At 62.4% G+C, this 26,420-nt stretch carries 27 protein-coding genes and 1 pseudogene; 7 read left to right on the top strand and 21 right to left on the bottom strand.

Translation table 11 applies throughout. The features are described 5' to 3' along the window. Window positions 1–6: 6 nt before the first annotated feature. The 5 genes from G3574_RS16470 (at window position 7) to flgL (ending at window position 5,976) form a co-directional block, all read left to right on the top strand. Window positions 7–666, top strand: coding sequence for a flagellar basal body L-ring protein FlgH (locus tag G3574_RS16470; protein ID WP_163965392.1), 660 nt, complete (start codon window positions 7–9; stop codon window positions 664–666). Window positions 667–716: 50 nt separating this feature from the next. After that, window positions 717–1,802, top strand: a complete 1,086-nt coding sequence (locus G3574_RS16475) for a flagellar basal body P-ring protein FlgI (protein WP_163965395.1) — start codon at window positions 717–719, stop codon at window positions 1,800–1,802. Between the two features lie 3 nt (window positions 1,803–1,805). Next, entirely contained in the window at window positions 1,806–2,681 is an 876-nt protein-coding gene (gene flgJ / locus G3574_RS16480; protein WP_163965398.1) for a flagellar assembly peptidoglycan hydrolase FlgJ, read from the top strand. Window positions 2,682–2,795: 114 nt separating this feature from the next. Beyond that, entirely contained in the window at window positions 2,796–4,730 is a 1,935-nt protein-coding gene (gene flgK, locus G3574_RS16485) for a flagellar hook-associated protein FlgK (RefSeq protein WP_163965402.1), read from the top strand. 28 nt (window positions 4,731–4,758) lie between these two features. Further along, window positions 4,759–5,976 (top strand): flagellar hook-associated protein FlgL, encoded by a 1,218-nt coding sequence (gene flgL / locus G3574_RS16490; RefSeq protein ID WP_163965405.1) that lies wholly within the window; start codon window positions 4,759–4,761, stop codon window positions 5,974–5,976. Window positions 5,977–6,054: 78 nt separating this feature from the next. Here flgL and fliR read toward each other — a convergent pair whose 3' ends face one another. From fliR to fliF, 13 genes are all read right to left on the bottom strand, one after another. Then, on the bottom strand, window positions 6,055–6,855 hold the full coding sequence (gene fliR, locus G3574_RS16495; RefSeq protein ID WP_163965407.1) for a flagellar biosynthetic protein FliR: 801 nt from the start codon (window positions 6,853–6,855) through the stop codon (window positions 6,055–6,057). Window positions 6,856–6,879: 24 nt separating this feature from the next. After that, a complete protein-coding gene (gene fliQ, locus G3574_RS16500; RefSeq protein WP_163965410.1) occupies window positions 6,880–7,149 on the bottom strand; it encodes a flagellar biosynthesis protein FliQ in 270 nt (89 codons plus the stop codon). Between the two features lie 18 nt (window positions 7,150–7,167). Further along, a complete protein-coding gene (gene fliP, locus G3574_RS16505; protein ID WP_163965412.1) occupies window positions 7,168–7,914 on the bottom strand; it encodes a flagellar type III secretion system pore protein FliP in 747 nt (248 codons plus the stop codon). Continuing rightward, window positions 7,904–8,287 carry a flagellar biosynthetic protein FliO gene (gene fliO, locus G3574_RS16510; RefSeq protein WP_235953477.1) on the bottom strand — a complete coding sequence of 128 codons (384 nt, stop codon included), beginning with the start codon at window positions 8,285–8,287 and terminating at the stop codon, window positions 7,904–7,906. The genes fliP and fliO overlap by 11 nt, the downstream gene beginning before the upstream one ends. Window positions 8,288–8,331: 44 nt before the next feature. After that, window positions 8,332–8,748, bottom strand: a complete 417-nt coding sequence (gene fliN, locus G3574_RS16515; protein ID WP_163965415.1) for a flagellar motor switch protein FliN — start codon at window positions 8,746–8,748, stop codon at window positions 8,332–8,334. After that, window positions 8,741–9,748 (bottom strand): flagellar motor switch protein FliM, encoded by a 1,008-nt coding sequence (fliM, locus tag G3574_RS16520; RefSeq protein WP_163965419.1) that lies wholly within the window; start codon window positions 9,746–9,748, stop codon window positions 8,741–8,743. The genes fliN and fliM overlap by 8 nt, the downstream gene beginning before the upstream one ends. Before the next feature lie 37 nt (window positions 9,749–9,785). Beyond that, window positions 9,786–10,337 (bottom strand): flagellar basal body-associated protein FliL, encoded by a 552-nt coding sequence (fliL, locus tag G3574_RS16525; RefSeq protein WP_163965422.1) that lies wholly within the window; start codon window positions 10,335–10,337, stop codon window positions 9,786–9,788. A 193-nt stretch (window positions 10,338–10,530) separates the two neighbouring features. Further along, complete coding sequence (locus tag G3574_RS16530) at window positions 10,531–11,919, bottom strand: flagellar hook-length control protein FliK (protein ID WP_163965425.1); 1,389 nt, start codon at window positions 11,917–11,919, stop codon at window positions 10,531–10,533. A 23-nt stretch (window positions 11,920–11,942) separates the two neighbouring features. Continuing rightward, on the bottom strand, window positions 11,943–12,383 hold the full coding sequence (fliJ, locus tag G3574_RS16535; RefSeq protein WP_163965427.1) for a flagellar export protein FliJ: 441 nt from the start codon (window positions 12,381–12,383) through the stop codon (window positions 11,943–11,945). 29 nt (window positions 12,384–12,412) lie between these two features. Then, on the bottom strand, window positions 12,413–13,819 hold the full coding sequence (gene fliI, locus G3574_RS16540) for a flagellar protein export ATPase FliI (RefSeq protein WP_163965430.1): 1,407 nt from the start codon (window positions 13,817–13,819) through the stop codon (window positions 12,413–12,415). Window positions 13,820–13,824: 5 nt separating this feature from the next. After that, window positions 13,825–14,484 carry a flagellar assembly protein FliH gene (locus tag G3574_RS16545; RefSeq protein ID WP_163965433.1) on the bottom strand — a complete coding sequence of 220 codons (660 nt, stop codon included), beginning with the start codon at window positions 14,482–14,484 and terminating at the stop codon, window positions 13,825–13,827. Further along, the gene (fliG, locus tag G3574_RS16550; protein ID WP_163965436.1) at window positions 14,477–15,472 is read right to left on the bottom strand and encodes a flagellar motor switch protein FliG; all 996 of its coding nucleotides are present in this window, start codon (window positions 15,470–15,472) and stop codon (window positions 14,477–14,479) included. The genes G3574_RS16545 and fliG overlap by 8 nt, the downstream gene beginning before the upstream one ends. Continuing rightward, window positions 15,465–17,144 carry a flagellar basal-body MS-ring/collar protein FliF gene (fliF, locus tag G3574_RS16555; protein WP_163965439.1) on the bottom strand — a complete coding sequence of 560 codons (1,680 nt, stop codon included), beginning with the start codon at window positions 17,142–17,144 and terminating at the stop codon, window positions 15,465–15,467. Before fliF ends, fliG begins: the two co-directional genes overlap by 8 nt. Before the next feature lie 230 nt (window positions 17,145–17,374). Here fliF and fliE point away from each other — a divergent pair, with 230 nt between their 5' ends. Further along, on the top strand, window positions 17,375–17,734 hold the full coding sequence (gene fliE / locus G3574_RS16560) for a flagellar hook-basal body complex protein FliE (RefSeq protein ID WP_163965442.1): 360 nt from the start codon (window positions 17,375–17,377) through the stop codon (window positions 17,732–17,734). 80 nt (window positions 17,735–17,814) lie between these two features. On the opposite strand, the gene G3574_RS16565 is transcribed toward fliE, so the two are convergent. From G3574_RS16565 to G3574_RS16600, 8 genes are all read right to left on the bottom strand, one after another. Beyond that, entirely contained in the window at window positions 17,815–18,561 is a 747-nt protein-coding gene (locus tag G3574_RS16565) for a flagellar brake protein (protein WP_163965446.1), read from the bottom strand. A 30-nt stretch (window positions 18,562–18,591) separates the two neighbouring features. Then, window positions 18,592–18,879: an EscU/YscU/HrcU family type III secretion system export apparatus switch protein gene (locus G3574_RS16570; protein ID WP_163965448.1), complete on the bottom strand. Its 288-nt coding sequence runs from the start codon at window positions 18,877–18,879 to the stop codon at window positions 18,592–18,594. Next, window positions 18,866–20,023 (bottom strand): flagellar hook-length control protein FliK, encoded by a 1,158-nt coding sequence (gene fliK, locus G3574_RS16575; RefSeq protein ID WP_163965451.1) that lies wholly within the window; start codon window positions 20,021–20,023, stop codon window positions 18,866–18,868. The genes G3574_RS16570 and fliK overlap by 14 nt, the downstream gene beginning before the upstream one ends. Before the next feature lie 4 nt (window positions 20,024–20,027). Then, the gene (locus G3574_RS16580) at window positions 20,028–20,366 is read right to left on the bottom strand and encodes a flagellar protein FliT (protein WP_163965455.1); all 339 of its coding nucleotides are present in this window, start codon (window positions 20,364–20,366) and stop codon (window positions 20,028–20,030) included. A gap of 3 nt (window positions 20,367–20,369) precedes the next feature. After that, window positions 20,370–20,843 carry a flagellar export chaperone FliS gene (gene fliS, locus G3574_RS16585; protein ID WP_163965457.1) on the bottom strand — a complete coding sequence of 158 codons (474 nt, stop codon included), beginning with the start codon at window positions 20,841–20,843 and terminating at the stop codon, window positions 20,370–20,372. A 15-nt stretch (window positions 20,844–20,858) separates the two neighbouring features. Then, window positions 20,859–22,889, bottom strand: a complete 2,031-nt coding sequence (gene fliD, locus G3574_RS16590) for a flagellar filament capping protein FliD (protein ID WP_163965459.1) — start codon at window positions 22,887–22,889, stop codon at window positions 20,859–20,861. A gap of 69 nt (window positions 22,890–22,958) precedes the next feature. Continuing rightward, window positions 22,959–23,342 (bottom strand): flagellar protein FlaG, encoded by a 384-nt coding sequence (locus G3574_RS16595; RefSeq protein ID WP_163965464.1) that lies wholly within the window; start codon window positions 23,340–23,342, stop codon window positions 22,959–22,961. Between the two features lie 101 nt (window positions 23,343–23,443). Continuing rightward, the gene (locus G3574_RS16600) at window positions 23,444–24,310 is read right to left on the bottom strand and encodes a flagellin N-terminal helical domain-containing protein (RefSeq protein WP_163965467.1); all 867 of its coding nucleotides are present in this window, start codon (window positions 24,308–24,310) and stop codon (window positions 23,444–23,446) included. A gap of 711 nt (window positions 24,311–25,021) precedes the next feature. Here G3574_RS16600 and G3574_RS16605 point away from each other — a divergent pair. Then, window positions 25,022–26,420, top strand: a pseudogene (locus G3574_RS16605) (heme utilization protein); the annotation flags it as partial.

Genomic DNA, 26,420 nt, shown 5'->3' on the forward strand with positions numbered 1-26,420 from the left:
TCATTCATGAACAGGCTGTCCACCCTTGCCATTTCGTCGATGACCGCGTGCCTGCTGGCCGCGTGCGGCACCACGCCGCCCAGCATCATCGAACATGCGACGAGCGCGCGGCCCATATTGCCGGCCACTCCCACGCCCTCGAACGGCGCGATTTTCCAGGCCGCCGCATACCGCCCGCTGTTCGAGGACAGGCGCGCAAGGCTGGTAGGCGACATGGTCACGGTGACGATCACCGAGAGCACCAGCGCGGTCAAGAACGGCGCGAACTCGGGCAGCCGCAGCGGCAGCCTGGCGGTCGCGATGCCGGGCTTCCTCGGCCGCACCGGGGCGATCTCGGGCACCGGATCGATTGCCAACAAGTTCGAGGACAAGGAAGCCGCCACCGCGAGCAACACCTTCTCGGGAACGATGACCGCAACGGTGGTCGAGGTTCTCCCGAACGGCAACCTCGTGATCAGTGGCGAGAAACAGGTTGCCTTCGACAAGGCGACCGAGTACGTGCGCATGTCGGGCGTCGTCAGCCCCGACCGCATCGGCACGGGTAACGTCGTTTCCTCCGCCTACATCGCGGATGCCCGGATCGAGTATCGGACCAACAGCCGCATCGACAAGGCGGAATTCATGTCACAGGTGGCGCGCTTCTTCATGAGCGTGATGCCGCTATAAGGAACAAGAGGAAGAATAGCGTGAAGGCAGTCTGGACAAGGTGCGCATCGATGCTGCTGTTGGCCGCGGGGTGTTTCGCCGCGCTGCCTGCGGGAGCGGAGCGCCTGAAAGACCTGGCATCCATCCAGGGCGTGCGCCAGAACCAGCTGATCGGATACGGCCTGGTGGTCGGTCTCGACGGCAGCGGCGACCAGACGACGCAAACGCCATTCACCGTGCAGAGCGTGGTCAGCATGCTCCAGGGCATGGGCATCAACCTGCCTGCGGGCACCACCCTTCAACTCAAGAACGTGGCGGCAGTGATGGTCACGACGAGCTTGCCGGCGTTCGCTCGCCCGGGACAGACGCTGGACATCACGGTGTCTTCGATGGGCAATGCCAAAAGCCTGCGCGGCGGCACCTTGCTGATGACGCCGTTGAAAGGCGCGGATGGCCAGGTCTATGCCATGGCCCAGGGTAACGTCCTCGTGGGGGGCGTTGGCGCTTCTGCAAATGGCAGCAAGGCGCAGATCAACCATCTCAGCGTGGGGCGGATATCCGCCGGCGCAACGGTGGAGCGCGCGGTGCAGACCTCGATGGGCGAGGGCGGCGTCGTGTTCCTCGAACTGAACGACACCGATTTTTCCACCGCGAGCCGGGTCGTCGAAGCCGTCAACAAGCGCTTCGGCACGGACACCGCGGCGGCGCAGGACGGCCGTGTCATCCGGGTGCGCACGCCGGTCGGTAGCGACGAGCGCGTCGCCTTTCTCGGCGCCCTGGAGAGCTTGAACGTGACGCCGGCGCAGATGAGCGCCAAGGTCATCCTGAACGCGCGCACCGGTTCCGTCGTCATGAACCAGGCGGTGACGCTCGACAATTGCGCGGTATCGCATGGCAACTTGTCGGTGGTGATCAACACCGAGCCGGTGATCAGCCAGCCCGCGCCGCTGTCCGGCGGACAGACCGTGGTTGCCGCGACGTCGCAGATCGATATCAAGAAGGATCCCGGCCAGGTTCTCCTCCTGAAGGGCGGGACCTCGCTGGCCGATGTGGTCAAGGCATTGAATGCGATCGGTGCCACGCCGCAGGACTTGCTGGCCATTCTTCAGGCGATGAAGGCCGCGGGTGCGCTGCGGGCCGAACTGGAAATCATTTAATCCATGGTGTCTTCTACCAACCTCACGGGAAAGCTTGCTGTCGACGTCAAGGGCGTCAACGAGCTGCGCCAGGCCGCCAGGCAGAACTCGCCTGAAGCGATCAAGTCGACGGCCAAGCAGTTCGAGGCGCTGTTCATGAACATGGTGCTCAAGAGCATGCGCGATGCGACGCCGCAGAACGGCATGTTCGACAGTGATCAGTCGCGCATGTACACCAGCATGCTGGACCAGCAGATCAGCCAGACGATGGCATCGCGTGGAATCGGCCTGGCCGATGTCCTGGCGCGCCAGCTTTCAGGCATGGCGAAGTCGAACGATGCGCCGGTGTCCGGCGTCGGCGACCTTTCCATGCCCGCGGGCATGGAAGGGCTTGCGCAGCAATCCGGCCAGGACCCGGTGCGCAGCAATCCTACCCAGGCGCCGCACGTACGCAACTTCATCGACAAGCTCGCGTCCCATGCCGCGGAAGCGAGCGATGTATCGGGCATTCCGGCCAAGTTCATGCTCGGCCAGGCCGCGCTTGAAAGCGGCTGGGGGCGTCATGAGATCAAGGGCGTCAATGGCGCGCAAAGCCATAACCTCTTCGGCATCAAGGCCGGCAATGGCTGGAAAGGGAAGGTCGTCGAGGCAGTCACGACCGAATACGTGAATGGCGCTCCCCAGACGAAGCGGGAAAAGTTTCGTGCCTACGATTCGTATGCCGACGCGTTCAAGGATTACGCCAGCCTCCTGAAGAACAATCCACGTTATGAAAATGTCATTGCCAATGCCCAGGATGTGAATGGGTTTGCGCAAGGGCTGCAGCGCGCGGGGTATGCGACCGACCCGTATTACGCCGCAAAACTGACCAGGCTGATCAAGCAGACTATGTCTGCATGACGGCAAGCCAAGGCGGGCGGATGGGCAGGGAACGATCAGATATAAGGCAGGGCGTCCTCAAGTTTGGTCGGTTTCTGCCGTTCACAGGCCTGTCGAACCGGAAAAAGAGCGATCATGGGCTTTAGCATATTAGGAGTAGGGCAAAGCGCGCTGGCGGCGGCCCAGGCCGGCCTCGCCACGACCGCGCATAACATTGCCAATGCATCAACGCCGGGATATTCGCGCCAGGTCGTCCTCCAGGGATCGGCCGGCGGACAGGATTTCGGATATGGCTTCGTCGGCAAGGGAACGCAAGTGGCCGACGTCCGGCGCGTCTACGATGACTTGCTGACCGAACGGGTCCGTGCCGCCCAGTCCTCGTCCAGCCGCCTCGACGCCTACTACAGCCAGATCTCGCAGATCAACAACCAGTTCAGCGATGCCACCACCGGGCTCTCGCCCAGCCTCCAGGACTTCTTCAAGGGCGTCCAGGACCTGGCGGCCAATCCGAATTCCAACGCTTCCCGCCAGTCCATGCTGTCTTCCGCGGAGGCGCTTGCCTCGCGGTTCCAGAGCCTGAACAGCCAACTGCAGGAAGTGGGGGACGGCATCAACAGCCAGATCAATGCCACGGTAGGCTCGATCAATGCCTATTCGACGCAGATCGCCCAGCTCAACGACGAAATCGAGAAAGCCCAGGCCGGCTTGGACGGGAAGACCGCAAACGACCTGCTGGACCAGCGCGACCAGGCCGTCAACGAGTTGAGCAAGCAGATCAAGGCCACGGTGGTCAAGCAGGGCAACAGCTATAACGTCTTCATCGGCAACGGCCAGCCGCTCGTGGTCGGCGCGAAAACGTTCACCTTGGTGGCACCGAAGTCGACCACCGACCCGTCCCGCCTGAGCGTGGGCATCGTGGTCAACGGCAGCACGATCAACATTCCGGAAACCGACCTGCAGGGCGGCAGCCTGGGCGGGCTCCTCGAGTTCAGGGGCAAGATGCTGGACGTGACCCAGAATGCCCTCGGTCGCATCGCGATCGGGCTGGGAACCGCCTTCAATGACCAGCATGCCCTTGGCCAGGACCAGGCGGGTCTTCCCGGCGGGAAGTTCTTCAATGTGGGTACGCCCTATGTGCAGCCGGCATCGACGAATCGCGCCGCGACATCAAGCGATCCGGCGGCGGGCATTGGCGCGGCGATCACGGATGCGAGCCAGCTGAACAACAGCAATTACCGGCTGCAGTATTCCGACAGCAAGTATGTCATTACCCGTATGCCGGAAAACGCGGTGGTATACGACGACGCTGCGTTTCCGAGCACGCCTAACATCATCCAGGGCGTGACCCTGAGCAATACCGGCGGTTCGATGACATCCGGCGATGAATTTCTCATCCGTCCGGCGGCGACCGGCGCCGCCAACTTCTCGGTGGCCGTGAATGATATCGCCCGCATCGCCGCGGCGGCGCCGATCCGGACCGCGTCCAGCACCGCGAACTCCGGCACCGGCTCCATCAGCGCCGGCAGCGTGAATGGACCCGCACCGGTCAATGGCAACCTGCAGCAGCCGGTCACGATCACGTTCACTTCTGCCACAACGTTCGACATTACCGGCACCGGCACCGGCCTGCCGGCGACAGGACTTAGCTATACCTCCGGTTCGGACATCAGCTACAACGGCTGGACCGTCCAGATCACCGGCGACCCGGCGGCCAACGACAGCTTCAGCATCGGACCGAATACCGGCGGCGTCGGCGACGGACGCAATGCCGTCGCGCTGGGCAAGCTCCAGACCGCGAACCTGCTCGATGGCGGAACAGCAAACGTGCAGGGTTCCTATGCCCAGCTGGTCAGCCTCGTCGGCAACAAGTCGCACGAGGTAGAAGTAACCCGCAATGCGGAGTCGACCTTCCTCGACCAGGCAACGACTGCACAGCAGGCAGTGTCGGGCGTCAACCTCGACGAAGAAGCGACCAACCTGATGCGCTACCAGCAGGCGTACCAGGCGGCCGGCAAGGTCATGCAGGCGGCAAGCTCCTTGTTCGAACTCCTGCTGGACCTGACCAAGTGATTCCGCGTTGACGCGGAAAGGATAAAACATGCGTATCAGCACCAATGTCTTGTTTGATTCCGGCGCGGCACGGATCGGCAACCTGCAGAACAGCCTCAACCGCACCCAGCAGCAGCTGTCCTCGGGCAAGCGCATTCTCAATCCGTCCGACGACCCGGTGGCCGCGGCACAAGCCGTCAACGTCACCCAGTCGCAGGTGATCAATGACCAGCTTGCCGTCAACCGGGGATCCGCACGAAACTCGCTCAACGTCGAGGAATCCGTGCTCGGCAACATCACCAGCCTGCTGCAGGACGTGAAGACCGCCGTCATCCAGGCGGGAAACGGCAGCCTCGACGACCAGCAGCGTGGCTTCATCGCCACCGAGCTCCAGGGCCGCCTGGACGATCTCATCGGCCTTGCGAATACCGTCGATGGCGGCGGCAACCAGCTGTTTGGCGGCTACCAGACCTCGAAGGATGCCTTCATCAAGACGGCAGCGGGCGCGGACTTCATCGGCGACGAGGGAGCACGCATGCTGCAGGTCGGCCCCGGCCGGCAGCTCGCGGTCAGCGATTCCGGCGCACGCATTTTCCTGCGCAGCAAGACGGGCAACGGCAATTTCGTCGCATCCGCCGCCAACGTATCGGGAGTCCCGTCCAATACCGGCTCCGGCGTGATCGGCACGGGAACGGTCACGAATGCGGCAGCGCTGACGGGGCATCAATACAGCATCACCTTCACCAGCGCCACTACCTTCGACATCCAGGACGTCAGTGCCGGAACGACGGTATCGTCGGGCAATGCGTATGCAAGCGGGCAGTCGATCACTTTCGACGGCATGCAGATCAGCATCGAGGGCAGCCCGGCGACCAATGATGCATTCACGATCAAGCCTTCTTCGAGCGCCAGCATATTTGGCACGATGTCCGACCTCGTCAACCTGTTGAAGAAGCCGGTGGCAACGCCCGCCGATGGGGCCAACCTGAGGAACGGCCTGCGCTCTGCGCAGAACATCGTGGATAACACGCTTGACAACGTGATGACTGTGCGCGCCGATGTCGGTTCGCGCCTCAAGGAACTGGACTCGCTGGACGCGCAGGGTGATGACCGCAAGGCGCAGTACGCGGAAAGCCTGCAGAACCTGCAGGAACTCGACTACACCGATGCCGTCACGCGCTTGTCCAAGGAAAAGATCATGCTGGAGGCAGTGCAGCAGTCCTTTGCGCAAACGTCTGGCCTGTCACTCTTCAATTACCTGAAATAACGCTCCGGCGCCGCATCGATCCGGCGCCGTCGCATCTGGATGTCCCCACGGGTTGGCCAGCAATGGCCGCCCGTTTTTTTAGCGCGGCGCAATGTTGTTCTTGAGCGGGGCGGTGAGCTGCCGGCTGGCATCGATGCCAGCTTCGAACAGGCGGGCCAGAGGCGTCGACAGATAAGGCATGCTGAGCGCGAGCACGATGAAGCCCGCTCCGAGCGTCACCGGGAAGCCGATGCCGAACAGGTTGAGCTGCGGCGCGGCGCGCGTCAGGATGCCAAGCGCGGTATTCGACACCAGCAGCACCGCGATCAGCGGCAAGGCAAGCTGGGCACCGGCGCTGAAGATCAGGCCGCTCCAGACCGCGATCTGACGGAAGCCGCCGCCGCCGACGGGAACGGCGGAGATCGGCAGGGAGACGAAGCTGTCCGACAGGACGGACAGCATCAGCAGATGCATGTTGGTCGCGACGAACAGCATCAGGGTGACGAGCGCCAGGAACTGGCTGATGGCGGATGAACGGCCGCGCGTCTGCGGATCAAAGAAGGTGGCGAAGCCGAATCCCATGGTCAGGCCGATCACCTCGCCGGCAAATTCGGTCGCGGCAAAGACGATCCGCATGGCAAACCCCATCGCCAGTCCGATCACGAGCTCCTGCATCACGATGAGCAAGCCAGCGAGGGACATCGGGTCGGCGGCCGGCAGGGCGGGAACGCCGGGAGCGACGGTCAGCGCCAGCAAGGCACCCAGCACCACCTTGACCCGGATGGGCACGCTGAGGTTGCCGAACAGCGGCGCGGTGGCGATCAGGCCGAGGATCCTGGTCAGGGGCCACAAGAACGCCGCAATCCAGGTTTGCAGTTCGGCACTGGTCAGCGTGATCATGGCAAGGCGGGTTTTACGGCGGGGTCATCCCACCATGGAAGGGATGCTGCCGAACAGCTCGCGCATGTAATCGGTCATGACGGAAAGCATCCACGGACCGGCGATCAGAAGGGCAATGAAGATCCCGACCAGCTTGGGGATGAAGGAAAGCGTCGCTTCATTAATCTGCGTCGCCGCCTGGAAGATGCTGACGACGAGGCCGACCACCAGGGCAACTAGCAGCAGCGGGGCGGAAATCATCAGGGTGATTTCCATTGCATGGCGGCCGATGTTCATTACGCTTTCCGGCGTCATTTTATTTTTGTCCTCGACTTAGTAGAAACTCTGGGCCAGCGAACCGATGAGCAGTTGCCAGCCGTCGACCAGCACGAACAGCATCAGCTTGAACGGCAAGGAAACGATGGCGGGCGACATCATCATCATGCCCATCGACATCAGCACGCTCGCAACCACCATGTCGATGATCAGGAAGGGAATGAAGATGGCGAAGCTGATCTGGAACGCCGTCTTCAGCTCGCTGGTGATGAATGCCGGGATGAGAACCCGCAGCGGAACATCCTCCGGCCCCTGCAGCTGCGGGCCGTTCGACAGCTTGACATAGAGCGCAAGGTCCGACTGGCGCGTCTGCTTGAGCATGAAACCCTTGAGCGGCGCCACGCCGCGGTCGAGCGCCTGCTGCATGGTGATCTTGTTGTCGGACAAAGGCTGGTAGGCGTCGGTGTAGATCTTGTCGAATACCGGTCCCATCACGAACAGCGTCAGGAAGAGCGCGAGCCCGACCAGGACCTGGTTGGGCGGCGCGGTCTGCGTTCCGAGCGCCTGCCGCAGCAGCGAAAGCACGATGATGATGCGGGTGAAGCTGGTCATCATCATGAGCGCCGCCGGCAGGAATGACAGCGCCGTCAGCAGCAGCAGGGTCTGGATGCTGAGGGTATAAGTCTGGCCGTTGCCGCTCGGCGTGCTCGTGAATGCGGGAAGGCCGGCTTGCTGGGCAAATGCCATCAATGGCATGCAGGTGAAGACCAGCGCGATGACACCGGCAATGCGATTACTTTTCATTGCGCTTTTCGATGGACTGCTTGAGCCAGGCGGCGAAATTGGCCGGCGTGGCTGGTGCGGAAGTGTTATCCGGAAGTTGCTGGCGCGGCATGGTGGACAAGGCGTTCACGCGTCCGGGCGCCACGCCGACGACGATCCATTGGTCCGCGACTTCGACGACCAGCACCCGTTCGCGGTTTCCCACGCTGACGCCGCCGACGATCTTCGCGACGCTGCCGGCGGCGGCATTGCCGACGCCGATGCGCTTGAGGAGCCATGCCGCCCCCGCCATCAGGCCCAGCACGACCAGCAAGCCCAAGGTTACCTGGGCCATGCCGCCGACGGGACTGGATGCCGGTGCGTCGGCGCACCATGCGGGCAAGGGCGCCAGCATAATGCAGGAAACCAGTGCAACGGACCTCGAATGCGAAACGCGGATCATTTGTTCAGTTTTCGGATGCGCTCGGACGGCGTGATGATGTCGGTTAAGCGGATGCCGAACTTGTCGTTCACGACGACCACCTCGCCCTGGGCGATCAGGCAGCCGTTGACCAGCACGTCCATGGGCTCGCCGGCGAGGCCGTCAAGTTCGACCACCGAGCCCTGCGCCAGTTGAAGCAGGTTCTTGATGGCGATCTTGGTGCGTCCGAGTTCCACCGTCAGCTGGACGGGAATGTCGAGGATGAAGTCGATGTCGTTGTGGGTGCCGGTCTTGACCGCGCCCGCGCCGAAATCCTGGAACATCGCGGCGGCCGGCGCCTGCTTCGCGGCAGCTGCCGCTTCCGCCTGGGCCTGCTCGGCGATCGCCGCGCCCCAGTCGTCATCGGTGATCTGGTTGTCGTTTTCGTCAGCCATTGTCTTCTCCTTGCATCAACTCATGCTCATGCGTGCTGTAGGTCAGCAGCTTTTCGACGCGCAAGGCGTACTGGCTGTTGAACCTGCCATAGCTGCATTCCATCACCGGCACGCCATCCACCTTGCCATGCACGAACTCCGGCACCTGGATGGGAATGACGTCTCCGACTTTCATGTTCAGTACTTCGCCAAGCGTCAGCGTGGCGGTGCCGAGATCGGCAACGACCTGCACTTCGGCAGTCTGGATCTGCTGGGTCATCAGGCGGACCCAGCGCTTGTCCATTTCAAGCGTCTCGCCTTGCAGGCTCGAGGTCAGGATGTCGCGGATCGGCTCGATCATCGAGTAGGGCGTGCAGAAATGCATCTCCCCGCTGACCGGCCCCAGTTCCACCGTGAACGTGGTGGCAACGACGACCTCGTTGGGCGTGGCGATGTTGGCGAACTGGGTGTTCATTTCCGAGCGCACGTATTCGAATTCGATCGGATAGACCGGCTCCCACGACTTCGCGTAGGTCTCGAACACGATGCCCAGGATCCGCTGGATGATCCGTTGCTCGGTCTGGGTGAAGTCGCGTCCTTCGACGCGCGTATGGAAGCGCCCGTCGCCACCAAACAGATTGTCCACCAGCAGGAAGACCAGGTTGGGGTCGAACACGATCAGCGCTGTGCCGCGCAGGGGCTTCATGTGCACCAGGTTAAGGTTCGTCGGCACCACCAGGTTGCGGATGAACTCGCTGTACTTGTGCACGCGCACCGGGCCGATGGACACTTCGGCGCTGCGGTGAAGGAAATTGAACAGGCCGATACGCAGCAGGCGGGCGAAGCGCTCGTTGATGATCTCGAGCGTCGGCATCCGTCCGCGGACGATGCGTTCCTGTGTCGCCAGGTTGTAGGGGCGTATGCCCGATTCGTCCTCGGGCGCATTATTCTCGTCCTGGTCGCCGGTAACGCCCTTTAGCAGGGCATCTACCTCTTCCTGGGAAAGAAAATTATCGGCCATGGTCTGGTGCGGCTGCTATGAGTGGTTCAACGACTACTTATTGGATGACGAAGGACGTGAAGAACACGCCGCTGACGTCCTGCGACTCGCCGTCCTGTACGAAAGGCTGGTTCACGGCCGCCATGATTTCATCGGCGAGCTTCTTCTTGCCGTCGGGCGTCGACAGCTCGGATGCCTTCTTGCTGGACAGGAGCATCAGCAGGCGGCTTCGCACGAGCGGCTGGTATTGCTTGATCATGTCCACCTGCGGCTGGTCAGGCAGCTGCAGCGTGAAGGCAATCTGCAGGAACTGCTCCCCCACCTCTGGCTGGAGGTTGACGGTGAACTGTTCCATCGCGAGGAAGACCGGCGCCTTGCCGGCATCGGCCTTCTTCTTTTTCTTGGTTTTCTTGGCCGGTCCTTCGTCGCCTTCATGGCCATCATGCGCTTCGCCGCCCGAGCCCTTCAGGAAGATCCATGCGCCCGCGCCGCCGCCGCCCAGCACGAGCAAGGCAGCCAGCGCGATGATGATCAGCTTCTTCTTGGATTTCTTCGGTTGCGCCGCGCCTTCTTCGATGGGCACGACCTTGGGGGCTGCTTTTGTAGCCATGTTCTTTCCTCTCCTGCACTTTCCGGGTGAGCCTGACCGCTCCCTGTTATCGACCGCTGGCGGGGCAACTCACGCGCATGCTGTTCCCGGCTTGCTGATTATGGGGGTTGCCTGTCGTCAGCATGCGGCGAAAACAGCCCGGAAGTCAATGCATATCGGCGCTTGCCTTCGGCGCGGTTTTCCTTTCGCGGAATCAGGCAAAGGTATCGACCATCCCCCGGCCGGAAGACCCGGCGACCGTGCGGCTTGCGCGCGCAACCGGATCGGCGCGGACCGCGTCGGCTTGCGCGCGATGCAAGGATCCGCCCGCCGTCGCCTGCCTGCCCGGATCTCCCTGGGCCTGTTGCTGCTGCTGCGGATTGCCGCTGCTGACGGTTGCCTGTCCAAGCTGGATGCCGGCGTCTCCCAGCATGTCGCGCAGCTTGGGCAGCGCGGCTTCCAGCGCCTGCCTGACTTCAGGCTGGGCCGCGGTGAACGTGGCGTTCGCCTGGGAATTGGACACGCTCAGCACGACCTGCAGCGGCCCGAGGTCAGGCGGATTGAGCGTTAGGGAAGCGGATTGCTCCTGGCCGGCGACCATCCAGGTGATCTTTTGCCCGAGTGCCTGGTCCCAGGCCGGCGTACCCACGCGGGCGGTCAGGGTATCGGCCCGCGCGGCCACGGTAGCGATCGCCTGCAGGGCAGGGGCTTGCTGCGTCTGTTGCAGTTGCTGCGCCAAGCCTTGAGGCGCGGCGACGTTTTCCTGGCGGGCAAGCGGAAGTTCGCGGTCTTCCTTTGCAGTCGCTTGCGCCAGCTTGCCGGCCTGAAGCGCCGAATCGAAAGGCTTTTGCGGCGTAGCCGATTCTCCCGTTGCGGCGGTTTGGGATTGCGGTGCCTCGGCGCCCGCATCTGCGGGCTTGATGGATTTGAGGGCCTCCCTGGCATCCGGATTGACGTCAAGCCTGGCCGAAGAGGCGCGTGCGTTTGCGGCGCCGGCATCGACGGCCTTGGCTGCCGGCTGGGCGGTTGCCAGGGCAGGTATGCTTGCGGCGGACTGGGAGGTCGCCAGCGGCGCTGCCGGGCGAACATCCGCCTTTGCCAGGCGGAGGGCTGATTCCGCATCGACGCGCGCGGCATCAGGACGGTCCGGCGTCGAGGCCAGTTGCTGCCCGCCCTGGATGGCAAGGGCGGTTCCGGCGGCCGTGGCGTCCTGAGCGCTCGCATCGGCCGGTTGCTGCGAGTCGGCCTTGGCCTTGTCTAGCGCCGCGACCGTGCCGGCGGCGGAAGCGACAAGTGCCAGCATGTCCGTCGTTGCCGTGGCAGCGGCGGAGTCCGCATTGCCGGCATTCTCGCCTTCATCCTTGGCGGGGTCGTCGGACTTGTTCTTTGCCGCCACCGCCTTGTCATTTCCGGAGGCGCGCTGGGCCGGGGAAGGGTCTTTCGGCGCGTCTTTCACGCTCGGCGCGCGGTCGGCCATTTCGCGGGACAGCACCTGGTTGAAGGGCTGGGCGGGCGTTTCCGGTTCGGCGGCGCGCGGGGACGGAGAAGGCGCCGGGCGGTTCGCGAGAAGCGGATTGACGAGATTGGCGTTGTTGGTCTGCATGATCGATGCGGCCCTTTGCACTGTTACCGTTTTTGATTCGCCAGCCGGGTGGCGTATTCATCCATCAATTTCTGTTCGCGCTTGTTTTCCTTGCGCTGCTGTTCTTTCGCCGCGCGCGTCGACAAGGTTTCGAAGGACATGCGCTTGCGTTCGCTGACTTGCCAGGCATGCCGCTCGTTGTCCTTGCGGCGCCGCGCATCCTCGACGATCTTTTGCTGCCCGCCGATAGCGGCGTCGAGCTTGTCGAGGAAGAGCTGGAAATTCCGATAGCCCGTCATGCTCAGGCCGTTTGCCATGCCGGCCTGGAAGCGCGAGTAATAGTCCTCGCGGTATTGCAGGAGCATTTGCAGTTTCTGTTCCGCGTCCTCGGTTGCCTTGACCGCGCGCCCGAGGCGCCTTGCGGCTTCATCACTCTGGTTCGTTGCCAGTTCGATAAGGGTGTCGAGAGCGGAAGGAATGGCCATGATTCATTATAGGTGGCCGTCCGGAAAGCCTATGCGTCGAATAAGCCGGCAAGTTGCCCTAAGCTCTCCGCAATGCCCGACCGTTCCTGGATGCCCTGCTGCAGGAAGGATTCGATGCGTGGGATGAGGGCGATCGCCTGGTCGAGCACCGGGTCGGAGCCGGCACTGTAGGCGCCCACGCTGATGAGGTCACGATTGCGTTGATAGCGTGAATATAGCTGCTTCAGGCGGCGCGCCAGCTGCTGGTGCTCGGGTCCGGTGATGTTGTGCATTGCCCGGCTGATCGATTGCTCGATGTCTATCGCCGGATAGTGGCCGGCTTCGGCCAGGGCGCGGTCGAGCACGACATGGCCATCCAGGATGGCACGGGCGGAATCAGCGATCGGGTCCTGCTGGTCATCGCCCTCGGTAAGAACGGTGTAGAAGGCCGTGATCGATCCGCCACCCGGGCGTCCGTTGCCGGCGCGTTCGACCAGCGTCGGCAGCTTGGCGAAGACCGAAGGCGGATATCCCTTGGTTGCCGGGGGCTCGCCGATCGCGAGCGCGATTTCGCGCTGGGCCATGGCGTAGCGGGTGAGCGAGTCCATGATCAGCAGCACGTTCTTGCCCTGGTCGCGGAAGTATTCGGCGATGGTGTGCGTGTAGGCCGCTCCCTGCAGCCGCATCAGGGGCGGCGTGTCCGCTGGGGCGGCAACGACGACCGAGCGGGCAAGTCCCTCGGCGCCGAGGATCTGTTCGATGAATTCCTTCACCTCCCGTCCCCGTTCGCCGATCAGGCCGACCACGATCACGTCGGCGCTGGTGTACCGCGCCATCATTCCCAGCAGGACGCTCTTGCCCACGCCCGAGCCGGCGAACAGGCCCATGCGCTGGCCGCGGCCGACCGTCAGCATGCTGTTGATGGCCCGCACGCCGACATCCATCATGTCGGCGATGGGTTCGCGCGCAAGCGGATTCGCCGCGCGCACGTGCAGTGGGGCCGATTGGCTTGCGTGCAGGGGGCCGAGGTTGTCCAGCGGCCGTCCCGCGCCATCGAGGACGCGCCCGAGCAATTCGTCGCCCACGGGCAGGTGTCGTCCGCGGTCGCTCGGACGACGGCGCGGATGCGCCACCTTGCCGGGCTTGGGAAGGGAATGCACGACCTCGACCGGAAAGACGCGCGTTCCGGGAACGATGCCTTCCACGTCGCTCTGCGGCATCAGCAACAGCTTGTCATCGGAAAAGCCGACGACTTCCGCTTCGATCCGGGCGCCGTTCGGCAGGGGAATGGTGCAGGCGCTGCCGACGGCGAGCCTGAGTCCCACGGCTTCCATCACCAGCCCGGCGACGCGCGTGACGCGTCCGGACACCTGCATGGGTTCGACGATCGTCGCGAGGGAACGGCAATCTTGCAGGAATGACTGCCAGCGTTCCAGCGAGGAGGGCGAGGCAGCCATGCCGGTCATTCGAGCCAGCCGGATTGCCTGCCGAACGAGTCGGCGAGGCGTTGCCACCGGGTCGACAGGGCGGCATCGATCTGGTTGCTGGCGGTTTCGACGCGGCAGCCGCCGCGTTCCATCGCCACGTCTTCCGCGATGCGCCAGCCGCCTTTTTCGACTTCGTCGGCAATGTGCGCGCGCACGATGTGGGCGTCGTCGGGATGTAGTACGAGCAGGGCAGGGGGCTGAAGGCTAGGCAGGTAGCGGATCGCTTCGCTGACGATGGGGAGAACCAGTTCCGGCCTGACCTTGAGCGCGGTCTTCAGCATGGCCTTGGCCAGGTCCAGCGACAGGTTCAGCATGTCTTCGGCGACGCGTTCATTCGCGCGGCCGACCTCGTCCTGGAATTGCGCGACGATCAGCTTCAGCATCGCCGACTCCTGCGCGCCCTCGGCGCGGCCCGCTTCCGTGCCTTCGCCATGGCCGTCTTCGTAGCCGGTGGTGTAGCCGGCGGCATACCCTTGCTGCCGCGCTTCCTCGCGCAGCGCCGCCAGTTCTTCCTCCTGCCGGCGCAGTTCTTCGGCGCTCTGCTTGGGCTGGGCGTTCTGGTCTTCCTTGCTGAAGGACGCGAGCTCCCAGCGCTGGTAGGCGGAAAGCTGTTCCTTCGGAATGATTCTAGACATACGCGTCGTCGCCCTTCGCGCCTAGCATGATCTGGCCTTCGTCGGAGAGACGCCGCACGATCTGCAGAATTTCCTTCTGCTGTGCCTCGACTTCGGACAGGCGGACCGGTCCCTTCGCCTCGAGGTCTTCGCGCATCATTTCCGCCGCGCGCTGCGACATGTTCTTGAAGATCTTTTCGCGCAGGTCCTGGTTGGCGCCCTTGAGTGCGATGATCAGCGACTCGGACTGCACCTCGCGCAGCAGGACCTGGATGCCGCGGTCATCGATGTCGATGATGTTGTCGAACACGAACATTTCGTCCATGATCTTCTGCGCCATGTCGTTGTCGTAGTTCTTCAGGTTGTCCATCACGGACGTTTCGATCTCGCCGGACAGGAAGTTGAGGATTTCCGCGGCGGCGCGCACGCCACCGATGGCTTTCTTCTTCAAGCCTTCGTTGCCCGTCAGGAGCTTGGTCAGGACTTCGTTCAGTTCGCGGAGCGCCTGGGGCTGGATGCCGTCCAGCGTCGCAATGCGCAGGACCACGTCATTGCGCAGGCGCTCGGTGAAGTAGGTCAGCACTTCGCACGCGTGATACCGCTCCAGGTGCACCAGGATGGTGGCGATGATCTGCGGATGCTCGTTGCGCACGAGGTCGGCGACGGACTGGGCGTCCATCCACTTCAGGCTTTCGATGCCGCTGGCGTCGCGCGTGCCGAGAATGCGGTTCAGCAGCGAGGATGCCTTGTCCTCGCCCAGCGCCTTGGTCAGCACGTTGCGGATGTAGTCGTCGGAGTCCACGCCGAACGAGGTGTTTTGCTCCGTTTCGCTCCGGAAGTCAGCCAGGACGGATTCAAGCTGCTCGCTGCCGACCGCCTTCATGGTCGACATTGCCGCGCCGAGCTTCTGCACTTCGCGCGGCCCCAGATACTTCATCACTTCCGCGGCTTCTTCCTCGCCGAGGGCGAGCATCAGGATGGCGCCCTTGAGTACTCCATCATCACTCATTTGTTCCTACCCATGCCTTGACGACGTTTGCAACGATCTTTGGATCCCGGCGCGCGAGTTCCTTCGCCGCTTCCAGGTTGTCCTGGTAACTCATGACCTTCGGTCCCATCGGGTCGAGTTCGCGAGGCGCTTCCTCGATCAATGCCGGCTGCTCTTCCTCGCCGCCCGCTGCCTCTTCGGCGGCTTCCGGGGGCGGCGGACCGAATGTGGCTATGATACGCCGGAAGATGGGACGCAATACCGCGAAATAGAGGTAGGCGATGATGCCTAATCCGAGCGCGTACTTGCCCCAGCCGAGTGCCATCTGGATCATTTCGGGCTGCTTCCAGAGCGGGACATCGGGCGTGATCTCCTTTTCCGGCGCGGCGAACGGGCTGTTCAATAAGCTCAGCGAATCGCCGCGGTCCTTGTTGAAGCCCATGGCTTCCTTCACCAGGTCGCTAATCTGCGCCTTCTCCTGGTCGGTGAGCGGCTTCATGGTGACCTTGCCTGCGGCGTCGGTTTCCTTCTTGTAGTTGACGACCACGGCAACGGTCAGGCGCTTGAGTCCGCCCATCGGCTGCTGCACGTAGCGCACGGTCTTGTCGACTTCATAGTTGACCGTCGTGTCCTTGTGGGCATTCACCGGCGACGCGCCTGCGGCGGCGTTAGGGGCGCCGGCCGGGGCAGTGATCGGCGCAGTGGCGTTCGGTTGCGGCTGGTTGGTCAGCGCGCCCGGCACGCCGGAAGCGCCTTGCTGGCCGGAGGTCTGCGATTCGCTGCTCTGCTGGCTGCGGATGGCGGAGGCGCTGGGTGTGCCGTTCGGCTTGTAGGTTTCCGCGGCCTGCTCGGTATGCGAGAAGTCGACGTCGGCGCTGGCCTCGGCGCGCACGTTCGCCGCCCCGACGACCGGACTCAGAATGGATTCGATGCGCCGGACGATGCCTTGCTGAAGCTCCTGCACGTACTTGAGCTGGCTCGGGTCGAGCATGTTGGCATTGCCCGGCTTGTCGGCGTCGGACAGCAGCGTACCCGCCTGGTCGACGACCGTGACATTCTTGACCGGCATGTCAGGCACGCTGCTGGCAACGAGATGCACGATGGCGTTGACCTGGCCGCGGTCGAGCGTGCGCCCGGGATGAAGGTTCAGCAAGACCGACGCGGTCGGTTTCTGCTGGTCGCGAACGAATACGGTCGCCTTGGGCAGGGCGAGATGCACACGGGCCGATTGCACGGCGGCGAGCGCCTGGACCGAACGCGCAAGCTCGCCTTCCAGGGCGCGCTGGAAGTTGACCTGCTCGAGGAATTGCGAAACGCCGAGCTTCTGGTTTTCCATCAGCTCGAAGCCGACGTTGCCGCCCTTGGGCAAGCCTTGCTGCGCGAGTTTCAGGCGCACGTCATGCACTTGTTCGGCGGGCACGAGGATCGCGCTTCCGCCGTCGGAGACCTTGTAGGGGACGTTCATCTGTTGCAGCGATGCAACGATGGATCCGCCGTCCCGGTCGGAGAAATTTGAAAACAGCACGCGGTAATCTGGCGTGCGCGTCCACAGCCATACGCCCGCCATCACCGCGGCGGCGGCGGCGGCACCCAGCATCAAGAAGAAATTGCGTCCGCCCGGCGTCTGCGCGAAACCGATCAGGCCCGATGGGGGCGTTGTGACAGCGACGGCGTTATCGCCAGCTACCTCCATTTTCCCACTCCCGAATAACCGTGTGATTCCATGTTTTGTGTTTTCTTTTCAGGGATTTAGGCTCTTCCCACCTGCGCATTTTCTTCCGCTTCCGTCAAATCGATCGCCGGAACAGAAAGCGGTTTTCGCCTGTTCTCCGACCGCGGCCTTGTTGACGGCGTGTTACCTTGCTGAGGTGAGAAGCCGCGCATGCATCAAGTGTCCGGCCGATGTGCAAGAAGGGAGCAGACATGAAGACTGGCGGAATCGATTCCAGCCGCATCGAGGCCATGCTCGCCCAGCTCAAGGCTGCGGCGACCCGGCCCGGCGACGGCGTCAATCCTTTGATGGGCGCGGCGAAGGCCGACGGCGCGGCGCCTGCCGGCAAGGTGGACTTTTCCAACGCGCTCAAGGTGGCGCTGGACCAGGTGAACGGCACGCAGCTTCGATCCGAGGAGCTGGGCAAGCGTTTCGTTTCCGGAGACGACAGCGTGAACCTGTCCGACGTCATGATTTCGGCGCAGAAGGCAAACATCAGCTTCCAGGCGACCGTGCAGGTGCGCAATCGCCTGGTGTCCGCCTACCACGACATCATGAACATGCAGGTATAAGTCGAGCACGCGCCGCGGGACGGGCGTGCAAAAAAGAAAAGGGAGCCGGCCAGGCTCCCTTTTTCATGCGTGCCACGGAATCAGATCATGCCGGTGGCCTTGGCGTTCCGTTCGCGTTCCAGCTTCGTGATGAAGCGCTGGATGTTTGACATGCTGGCATTGGGCAGGTTGACGAACATGCAGCCGAGGCGGCGAACCGCCTTGCCGCTTGGCAGGCTCTGGTCGAGGGAATTGCGGATCTGGAGGGTGGCAATGACCGGAGGTCCGCCCGGGATCTCAAGCTTGCAGTCCTTGTAGACGGCGCCGATGGTGTTGTCGAGCTGCTTCTTTTCGTCGATCACCCCGATGCCGTTGGCGCTGATGTTCTTCAGCATGACGAGCACGGAGGTCACCGAGCCATCATCGTTCTGCTTGGGAATGATGCACTTCAATGGGTTGGCAACCGGCGTCGGCACGCGGAAATGCTCCCGGCGCTGAAGGCGGATGACGCTCTTGGGAAGCGGCGCGCAGAGCGCGGGACGTTCTTCGTAAAGGCACTCTTGCATCTCGGTCGCGAAGAACAGGATGCGGATGCTGTCGAGCACCGTTTCGAAGGTGACGTTTTCGCTGTCGAGGATACGCTGGTTGGTAAGTTTGCCGGGGGCGCGGTCGATAACGACGAGGTCGCTGGCTTCGTCAATCTCGAGCACCGATGTCACCACGTTTTCGCCACCGTCCGCGCGCATGCTGACCAGCTGGTTGCGTTCGCACATCGCGCGCAGCAGGCTGATGATTTCCCGGCGTGAATACACCCGGTACTGGGAGAGGTCATCGGAGGTGTTTGACATCGAAATTAGGGGTGAGGCAAATTTAACTGACTATGATACCGGTTTATCAGGGTGGCGCGTAGTTTCCACGCGATAAAGCCACGCCAGGAGTTCGGCCACCGCGCGATACAGTGCAGGGGGAATATCCTTGTCCAGGTCGACCTGCATGAGCAGCGCGACAAGTTCCTTCGATTCATGGACGAACACGCCATGTTCACGGGCGCGCTCGATGATGTTTTCGGCAATCAGCCCGCGTCCCTTGGCGACGACCCGCGGCGCAAGATCGCCGGTCTGGTAGGCGATGGCGACTGCGCTTTGCGGGGAATTAGGACGCGCCATGACGCTTGACCGAGAAGAATTCGAGCGGAGACCCGGCGGCTGCGAGCGCATCGGCAAGTGCGGCTCCGTGTTCCTGCAGGGCCTGCGAGCTTTCATCGCTTGCGGCGTCGAGCTGGACTTGCACCCTGTCGCCCGTCAACCTGATCGTTGCCGAAATCTCGCCCAGCGCCGGAAGCGTGAGCCTAAGGCGGCTGGACCAGCTTCCTTCCGCTTCGGAAGGCGCATTCTTCCGCGGCTCCTCTCGTGAGATTTCCCATTCCATCGGCTGTCCGGGAACGAGTTCGCCGCGCCATTCGATGCGTTGGTGTTCAAGTATGGCCAATTGCTGCTGGATCATGTTCGCGGCTTCAGGCGCGATCTCCGGCAGGGATGGCGTCGCGGCCATGATGACGGTGACGTCGGCGGCCTGGTGCAGGGAAGACTGGGCCTGGGCCGCATGCGTCTGTTCGATGACCCGATCCAGCGTGCCCGCCATCGCATTGGCGTCGCCGAGCCGCGCGGCGAGCCGCGTGAGCTGCGAAGCGGTCGGCGGCTCGGACCGTTGCTGCTCGGATGCCGGCGCATTGAACCCCGGCAGGCGGGCCTGCGGTTCCTGCTTCACATCCTCAAGCGACCTGCCGCCCTCCGTCCACTCGCGCAGATGCGATTCGTAGAAGATGCCGCTGGACTCGACCGAATCGCGCAACGCGGTGGCGAGCGCCTCCGGCTGCGGCGCGCGGGCAAGCTCGGGCGCGGGCAGCACCGGATTGGCGGGACGGACGGGAAGCGGTTTTTCCTGCGGCGCGGATTGAAGCAGGTGGTCGACGAGCCGCGCCGTAGTGCTCAGGTTTGCCGGCGCGCTCTCTTCGGGCGGCACGAGGAGGAAAGTAGGCCGGGGCTCCTTGGCAACCAGCGCCATGGAGAAGGTGTCGCCGACCTTGGTGCCCATCGGCAGTACCATGCGGGCATTGGCATCGGCGATCTTCACCAGCTGGGTGCCGTCGTCGAACAAGGCCAGCACCTCGGCCGGAAGGGGCTTGCCTACCGGGAGCTGGGACAGGCGCTGGTAAAGTTCTTCGCGGACCTTGCCTACGGCAACGACGGGCCCAGGGGCATCGAGTACCGTCGATGGGCGCAGGTTGGCAAGGTCCGCCCGCGTCAGCATGGTGTTATCCGGTCTGGTTGGCGCCGTAAGCCTTAGAAAGCTTGCGTTCCGTGCCGGCCGAGTTCATGAGTTCCGCCAACTTGCTCATCCAGGGTTCGGTGATCGAGCGGATTTCACGGTCATCGGCAAGAATTTTCTTGATGATGCTGACCTTCTTTTCCCGGGCGATTTCCGACAAGGCTCCGGGCGCATCATCGTTCTGGCGGATGATGTCGACCTGATGGGAGCAGCGCGACTCCAGCGCGGCCAGTTGCTCCCAGTTGCCCGTGCGGGCAGCCGCGACCATCTGGTCGGTGATGTCGGCAATGGTCTCGTATACGGCTAGGATTTCTTGACTATCCATCTGTCAGGCTTTCGCAAGGCTGGAAGGGGAGGTCGCGGCGGCGGAATACGCGCCCGCCGCTGACGGCTGGCTTGCGCTTTCGGCCGGCTTGCTGCCGATGGTTTCCCATGCGCCCTTCAAGCCCTTGAGCAGATCGTACACTTCCTCGAGCACTTTCGGCTGGTTCTTCAGGTTGGCGATCAGGAGCCGCTTGCTCATGTACTCGTAGAGGGAATCGAGATTGAGGGCAAGGTTGCCGCCGGCCTCCTTGTTGAGGCTGGCCCGCAGGCCGGCGTCGATGATCATGATTGCCTTGGAGATCGCGGCCCCTTTCTTCTCGAAGTCGCCCGCCTGCATGTGCTGGACGGCGGAGGCAACCGCGACCATGGCGCCTTCGAAGAGCATGACGATCAGCTTATGCGGGTCCGCGGCGGCGACGCTGGTTTCCATGCCCAATTTGGCATAGACGCTGGCGCCCGACTGGGGTGATCCAAACATAATTGCTCCTCCTTTTTAGCTATTCTTACTCAAAGCCGCGATTTGCTGTGTCAAGAAAGAGGAGGTTTTTGTCATGCTGCTCATCAGATTGTCCAGAGCGGTGAACTGATCTCGATACCGCTGTTCGATGACGGTCAGGCGATCCTGGAGGCGGGTCTTGTCGTTTTCGAGGTTCTTGATCTGGGTATTGAGGCCGTCCGTGCGAGAAGTCAGGGTGCCGTCGTCGGCCAGGAAGCTGGTAATGAGCGAATTCAGCTGGTAGGCGTAGCCCTTGGTGAAGGACACGGTGCCGCGCGCTCCCGTGGCGCCGCCAGACACCTTGATCCTCAGTCCCTCGGAATCGTCGCCAGTCGCCCCCGTCAGGTATTGCCCGGCGCCGGTCGCTGCCGCGCCATTGATCGTTCCCGCCGCATCGGCGCCATCGGCAGTCACGGGCGCGGCGCCGAACAGGTTGCTTGCGCCGGTTCCCCCGGTCAGGCGGATGGCGGATGACGCTCCCCAGCGGGTGGAGACCAGCTTCAGCAGGCCGCCGCTCGTATCGACGGTGACGGATTGCCCGGCGCTGGTAAAGGTGCTGTTGCCGTTGATTTTCGACTGCACTTCGGCGGCTAGCTCGGCAAGGCTGCCATAGGTACCCGACGCCAGGGTGATGCTGGCGCTGGTGCCGTTGAGTTGCAGCGCGATCGTGTCATTGGTGCCGTCGATGGCGAGCGAGCCGGGCGCGCCGTCGGCGGCAAGGCTTCCCTGTGCGGGGAGGGTAGTGACCTTGACGGGAAAGGCGCCGGCCTTGGTCTTGTCTGTCGAATCGAGATATGACACCTGCGAGTCGGACGATATGCCGACCGCTGCGAAGACCGACATCACCGAACTGAGCTTGCTCGTCATGGCGGCCTGCAGCTTCGTTGCATCCACCGCCAGCGTGCCGTCGCGCTGCTTGGTCACGCCGATTTCCGACAACATCGTGTAGCCGTTCGTATAGTCATTGAGCGGCGCGGTAAGCATGCTGGTGATCTGCGACTGGATGCTCCGCACCGCCGAGTCGCCGTTCAGCACGCCGGCCTTCTTGGTCGTGGCGTCATACGCCGTCAGGTCGCTGATCTTTTTCGTCAGCGCATTATAGGAAGTGACGAAGCTGTTCACCATCGTGGTGACGTTCGTCGTGTCTCGGTCCACGGTTACCGTGGTCGGCGCGCCGCTGTTGGTCTTCAGCAGGTTAAGCGTCACGCCGGGAATAAGGTCGCTGATGGCATTGCTGCTTTTAGTGGCAGGGATGCCGTCGATCTTGAGTTCGGCATTCTGCGCGGCCGATGTTTCGCTCAGTGCCTGTCCTGCGTCGCTCGCCGGATCGTGGGCGAGGAGGTCCTGCAGGCTTCCGGGGTCGCTTACGCTGATCTTCATGCTGCCGGCCTTGCCGGTGCTGTTGTTGGTCAGCACGAGGCGGTAGGGCGAGGCGGATCCATCGTTCACGATGGTCGCGATCACGCCGACGTCTGCCTTGTTGATGGCATCCCGCACGCCGGCAAGGGTATTGTTGCTGCTGTCGATGACGATGGTCTTCGCGCCGCTGCCGCTGGAGGTGAAGGTGGAATTGGTGTATTTCCCGGTGGTGGCGTCGAAACTGCCGCCGCTCGCGTCGATGGTGCCGAAATCGATGGTGATCGTGCCGGTGCTGAGCGGGGCGGCGGTATCGGCCTGGCCGGCTGCCACGAGTTTTTGTGCCTTCGCCAGCTTGGTGACTTCGAGGGAGTAGCTGCCGTTGGTGGCGCTTGCGCTGCCCGTCGCGCTAAGTATCGAGGTATCTGCGGAGGTGACGCGCGCCGTCATGAACTTGCTCGTGTCGGAAAGCGCTTGCAGCGAAGTCTGGAACGTCGACAGGGCGCTCTTGATCGTTCCCATCGCGGAAACCTTTGCCTGGATGGCGGATTCCCGCGTGTTCAGGTCATCCAGGGGTTGCTGTTCGACCTGCATCAGCTTCGACACGATGGAGGCGACGTCGAGACCCGATCCGATGCCGGGCGATGAGATGGAAGAAGTGGAGATTGCCATGAATGCCGTCCTTGCCGAAGCCGGCAATTAGTTCGACGAACGGGCGTTTGTCGCTATGCCGGGTGTTTCCTAAGCCTTCTCTCTTACCAGCAAACCCTGGAGCTTGTCGAGTTCTTTCGCAATGGCGACCGCTTCCTCGGAGGGAATCTGTCGCAAAACCGTGTTCGTTTGCGTGTCGACGATCTTTACCAGAGTGCGGCCGGTATCCTGATCCTGCGTGAACTCGATGTTGCCGGTCACGGGCTTCAGGAAACGGTTGATCGCATTCAGGGACTGCTGGAGCGCTTCGTCGCTGACCGCGCTCTTCTGCGCCTTTTCCGCCTGGTTCACCCTTGCTGCATCATAGGGCACCGCCGGCTGGGCAGAAGCGGCCGGTGCCGCGACGTCGCTTCGCGCGGCAGGCTGGGTCGGCAGGCTTGCCGTGGTTCTTCCAGCTAACTGATTGATCTCCATGATTCACCTCTCAGAGTGGCAAGACGGAAAGCGGTTTCCCGCCTTCCGTCCTGTACAAAGCTACCAGATTTAGGCGCTTTCTTACAACTTTTCGACCTTGCTTAGCCGCGCAGCAGGGACAGCACGCCGTTCGGCAGGGAGTTTGCCTGGGCCAGCATCGCGGTGCCAGCCTGCTGCAGGATCTGGTTGCGGGTCAGGTTGGCAGTCTCGGAAGCGTAGTCGGCGTCCATGATGCGGCTGCGTGCTGCAGACTGGGATTCGACCGACACTTGCAGGTTGCTGATCACCGAGTCAAAACGGTTCTGGCTCGCGCCCATCACCGCGCGCTGGGTGTTGATCGTCTTGAGGGAGGCGTCGATGTTGTCGATCACGGTGCCGATCGCGGTCGCGTCGGCGGTATTGTCGATCTTCGCGCGGCCCGCGCCGGTGTTGTCCGTGCCGGCAACGACGGTGATGCTTGCGTCGGTCTTCAGGTTGGTCGTGGTGATGTCGATGGAGTCGTCGTTGGAGGTGCCTGCGCCGACCTGGAACTTCAGGGCGCCCGCATCGTCGGCGAGAACCTTCTTGCCGTTGAAGGTGGTGCCGCCCAGAACGCGCTGGACTTCCATGGAGAGCTGTTCGAATTCCTTGTCGAGTGCGTCCTTGTCGTCGGAGCCGTTCGTTGCGTTGCGAGCCTGGACGGCCAGTTCACGCATACGCTGGAAAGCATCGCCGACCTTGCCGAGCGCGCCTTCAGCCGTCTGAGCCAGCGAAATACCGTCGTTCGCGTTGCGGATGGCGACCTGGTTGCCGCGGATCTGCGACGTCATGCGATCGGCAATTGCCAGGCCTGCGGAATCGTCCTTGGAGCTGTTGACGCGAAGGCCCGAAGACAAGCGTTGCAGGGAAACCTGCAGGGCGCTTTGGGAGTTACTCAGGTTACGTTGAGCATTCAATGACGAAATATTCGTATTGATAAATGCGGCCATGGTGTTTCTCCTATTAATTGCGGGTTCGTTACCCGACCTGGGTTCCGTGAACGTCGGTTCGCCTGGCTGCTGTGAGACGGCATCGAACCGGTGTTGCTTGGTTTATCGGACGGTTCTACAAAAAGTTGAGAGGATTTTTTCGGGTCTTCGATAAATAACTCAACTTTGAAAACGTCTGACTTTGATTTCGGACGCATTTTTCGAAAGTTGAGCCGGAGACGGGTTTTCCTCGTCGATTTCCTGCTTGGCGGGGGCCTGGCTTCGAGGAGGTGAGAGGGCGCCTGGTTTTGAACGCCAGCCCGTTGTGCGGTCCAGTCGCCAGTCCGGGAACGACCGGATTGATGGCGGAGGTCGTTCCGGCGTTAGTCACTCATGAATGCCATATAGAGAGTCGTTGCTTGCGGAGGGCTCGGGAAGGGGAACGGACGCCTGATAAAGCCGCGGACCTTTGCCTAGGAAAGCCGACGCCCTCGTTTTCAGGAAAATTGACATTTTGAAATTAATGGAAACTTTTTTGATTTACCTCTAAAGATGAGGGATATGTTGCCGAAAAGCATAATGAAGCGGTCTCTTGCAGACCCTGGAGATGTCATTTCTTCCAGGGGACAAACGGCGGCGGATTGAAAACAGATCGGGTTTGGCATGCGCAGGCAGGGCAAGCACTGAATTCCGGGCAGGCGTCAGAAATAAATTTAGAGGGAAGGTCATAATATGGGCTCAATCGTCGTCGGCATGAGCACTGCGCAAATCGCAGCTTTATCAACCTCACAAATCGTAGCTTTGGGGTCGGCGGATATCGTCGCCTTGACCACGAACCAGCTCTCGGCAGGGTTGACCACCGATCAGATTCAAGTTCTGAAAACGAATCAGATCGCCGCGCTGACGACGAACCAGATTGCAAATCTCGCAACTAATCAGGTTGCCTCGTTGACAACGGGGCAGGTGACGGCGCTGGGGACAAGCCAGATCACAGCCTTTACCACCGGTGCCCTGGCCGCAATCCAGACGGATAGCCTGCAGGCCTTGAAGTCCAGCCAGATCGCCGCCCTGACGACGGCTCAAGTCCAGAACCTGACGACAGACAGCATCGTTGCGCTGACCAGCGCTCAGATGCAAAGTTTGACGACGACGCAGGTCGGCGCGCTGACTTCCGGGCAGTTCGCTGCGATGGAAACGATTGACTTGCAGGCGCTGAAGAGCAATCAGATATCGGCACTGACTTCTGCGCAGGTGGTTTCGCTCAGTACCGATACCATCGTCAACCTCTCTAGTTCGCAGGTTCAGTCGCTCACGACGGCGCAGATGCAAGCCCTGACCTCGGCCCAGATCGCCAACATGGAAACAGTCGATCTGCAAGCCTTGAAGACCAGCCAGATCGCCGCGCTCACGACGGACCAGGTACAAAAGCTGACCACCGACACGATTGCCGCTTTGGCAACCGCCCAGGTGCAGGGTCTGACCACCGGCCAGATGCAGGCACTGATCTCCAACCAGATCTCGGCCATCAACTCGAACGACCTGCAATCGCTCAAGACCAGCCAGATCGCCGCGCTGACGACCGCACAGGTTGCTACCGGCCTGACGACCGACCAGATCGGCCAGCTCAAGAGCGCCCAGATTGCTGCCCTGACCACTGCGCAAGTGCAGGGCATGACGACCGACCAGATCGTCGCGCTGGGAACGACGCAAGTGCAGGCGCTGGTCTCGAATCAGTTGCAAGCCCTGACGAGCTCGCAGTTCGCCGCGATGGAATCGGTGGATCTGCAAGCCCTGAAGAGCACGCAGATCGCATCGCTGACGACCGCGCAAGTCGCATCGCTGACCACCGACAATGTGGTCGCCTTGTCCAGCACGCAGATCCAGGCACTGACGACGGCGCAGATGCAAGCCTTGACCTCGGCCCAAATCGCCAACATGGAGACGGTCGATCTGCAAGCCCTGAAGACCAGCCAGATCGCCGCGCTCACCACGGACCAGGTACAAAAGCTGACGACCGACACGATTGCCGCGCTGGCAACCGCCCAGGTGCAAGGTCTGACCACTGGCCAGATGCAGGCACTGATCTCCAACCAGATCTCGGCCATTAACTCCAACACCTTGCAGTCGCTCA

The sequence above is a fragment of the Noviherbaspirillum galbum genome (assembly GCF_010974945.1).
GTDB classification, from domain to species: Bacteria; Pseudomonadota; Gammaproteobacteria; order Burkholderiales; family Burkholderiaceae_D; genus Noviherbaspirillum; species Noviherbaspirillum galbum.

Bases quoted from the DNA above. Each gene is read 5' to 3' on its own strand.
- fliG (WP_163965436.1), bottom strand. From the start codon at position 15,472: ATGAGTGATGATGGAGTACTCAAGGGCGCCATCCTGATGCTCGCCCTC.
- fliR (WP_163965407.1), bottom strand. From the start codon at position 6,855: ATGATCACGCTGACCAGTGCCGAACTGCAAACCTGGATTGCGGCGTTC.
- fliM (WP_163965419.1), bottom strand. From the start codon at position 9,748: ATGGCCGATAATTTTCTTTCCCAGGAAGAGGTAGATGCCCTGCTAAAG.
- flgJ (WP_163965398.1), top strand. From the start codon at position 1,806: ATGGTGTCTTCTACCAACCTCACGGGAAAGCTTGCTGTCGACGTCAAG.
- G3574_RS16600 (WP_163965467.1), bottom strand. From the start codon at position 24,310: ATGGCCGCATTTATCAATACGAATATTTCGTCATTGAATGCTCAACGT.
- G3574_RS16530 (WP_163965425.1), bottom strand. From the start codon at position 11,919: ATGCAGACCAACAACGCCAATCTCGTCAATCCGCTTCTCGCGAACCGC.
- fliO (WP_235953477.1), bottom strand. From the start codon at position 8,287: ATGCTGGCGCCCTTGCCCGCATGGTGCGCCGACGCACCGGCATCCAGT.
- fliE (WP_163965442.1), top strand. From the start codon at position 17,375: ATGAAGACTGGCGGAATCGATTCCAGCCGCATCGAGGCCATGCTCGCC.
- G3574_RS16470 (WP_163965392.1), top strand. From the start codon at position 7: ATGAACAGGCTGTCCACCCTTGCCATTTCGTCGATGACCGCGTGCCTG.
- G3574_RS16565 (WP_163965446.1), bottom strand. From the start codon at position 18,561: ATGTCAAACACCTCCGATGACCTCTCCCAGTACCGGGTGTATTCACGC.
- fliQ (WP_163965410.1), bottom strand. From the start codon at position 7,149: ATGACGCCGGAAAGCGTAATGAACATCGGCCGCCATGCAATGGAAATC.
- G3574_RS16580 (WP_163965455.1), bottom strand. From the start codon at position 20,366: ATGGATAGTCAAGAAATCCTAGCCGTATACGAGACCATTGCCGACATC.
- flgK (WP_163965402.1), top strand. From the start codon at position 2,796: ATGGGCTTTAGCATATTAGGAGTAGGGCAAAGCGCGCTGGCGGCGGCC.
- fliN (WP_163965415.1), bottom strand. From the start codon at position 8,748: ATGGCTGACGAAAACGACAACCAGATCACCGATGACGACTGGGGCGCG.
- G3574_RS16545 (WP_163965433.1), bottom strand. From the start codon at position 14,484: ATGTCTAGAATCATTCCGAAGGAACAGCTTTCCGCCTACCAGCGCTGG.
- G3574_RS16570 (WP_163965448.1), bottom strand. From the start codon at position 18,879: ATGGCGCGTCCTAATTCCCCGCAAAGCGCAGTCGCCATCGCCTACCAG.
- fliI (WP_163965430.1), bottom strand. From the start codon at position 13,819: ATGGCTGCCTCGCCCTCCTCGCTGGAACGCTGGCAGTCATTCCTGCAA.
- G3574_RS16475 (WP_163965395.1), top strand. From the start codon at position 717: ATGCTGCTGTTGGCCGCGGGGTGTTTCGCCGCGCTGCCTGCGGGAGCG.
- fliP (WP_163965412.1), bottom strand. From the start codon at position 7,914: ATGAAAAGTAATCGCATTGCCGGTGTCATCGCGCTGGTCTTCACCTGC.
- fliJ (WP_163965427.1), bottom strand. From the start codon at position 12,383: ATGGCCATTCCTTCCGCTCTCGACACCCTTATCGAACTGGCAACGAAC.
- fliL (WP_163965422.1), bottom strand. From the start codon at position 10,337: ATGGCTACAAAAGCAGCCCCCAAGGTCGTGCCCATCGAAGAAGGCGCG.
- fliK (WP_163965451.1), bottom strand. From the start codon at position 20,023: ATGCTGACGCGGGCGGACCTTGCCAACCTGCGCCCATCGACGGTACTC.
- fliF (WP_163965439.1), bottom strand. From the start codon at position 17,144: ATGGAGGTAGCTGGCGATAACGCCGTCGCTGTCACAACGCCCCCATCG.
- fliS (WP_163965457.1), bottom strand. From the start codon at position 20,843: ATGTTTGGATCACCCCAGTCGGGCGCCAGCGTCTATGCCAAATTGGGC.
- G3574_RS16595 (WP_163965464.1), bottom strand. From the start codon at position 23,342: ATGGAGATCAATCAGTTAGCTGGAAGAACCACGGCAAGCCTGCCGACC.
- flgL (WP_163965405.1), top strand. From the start codon at position 4,759: ATGCGTATCAGCACCAATGTCTTGTTTGATTCCGGCGCGGCACGGATC.
- fliD (WP_163965459.1), bottom strand. From the start codon at position 22,889: ATGGCAATCTCCACTTCTTCCATCTCATCGCCCGGCATCGGATCGGGT.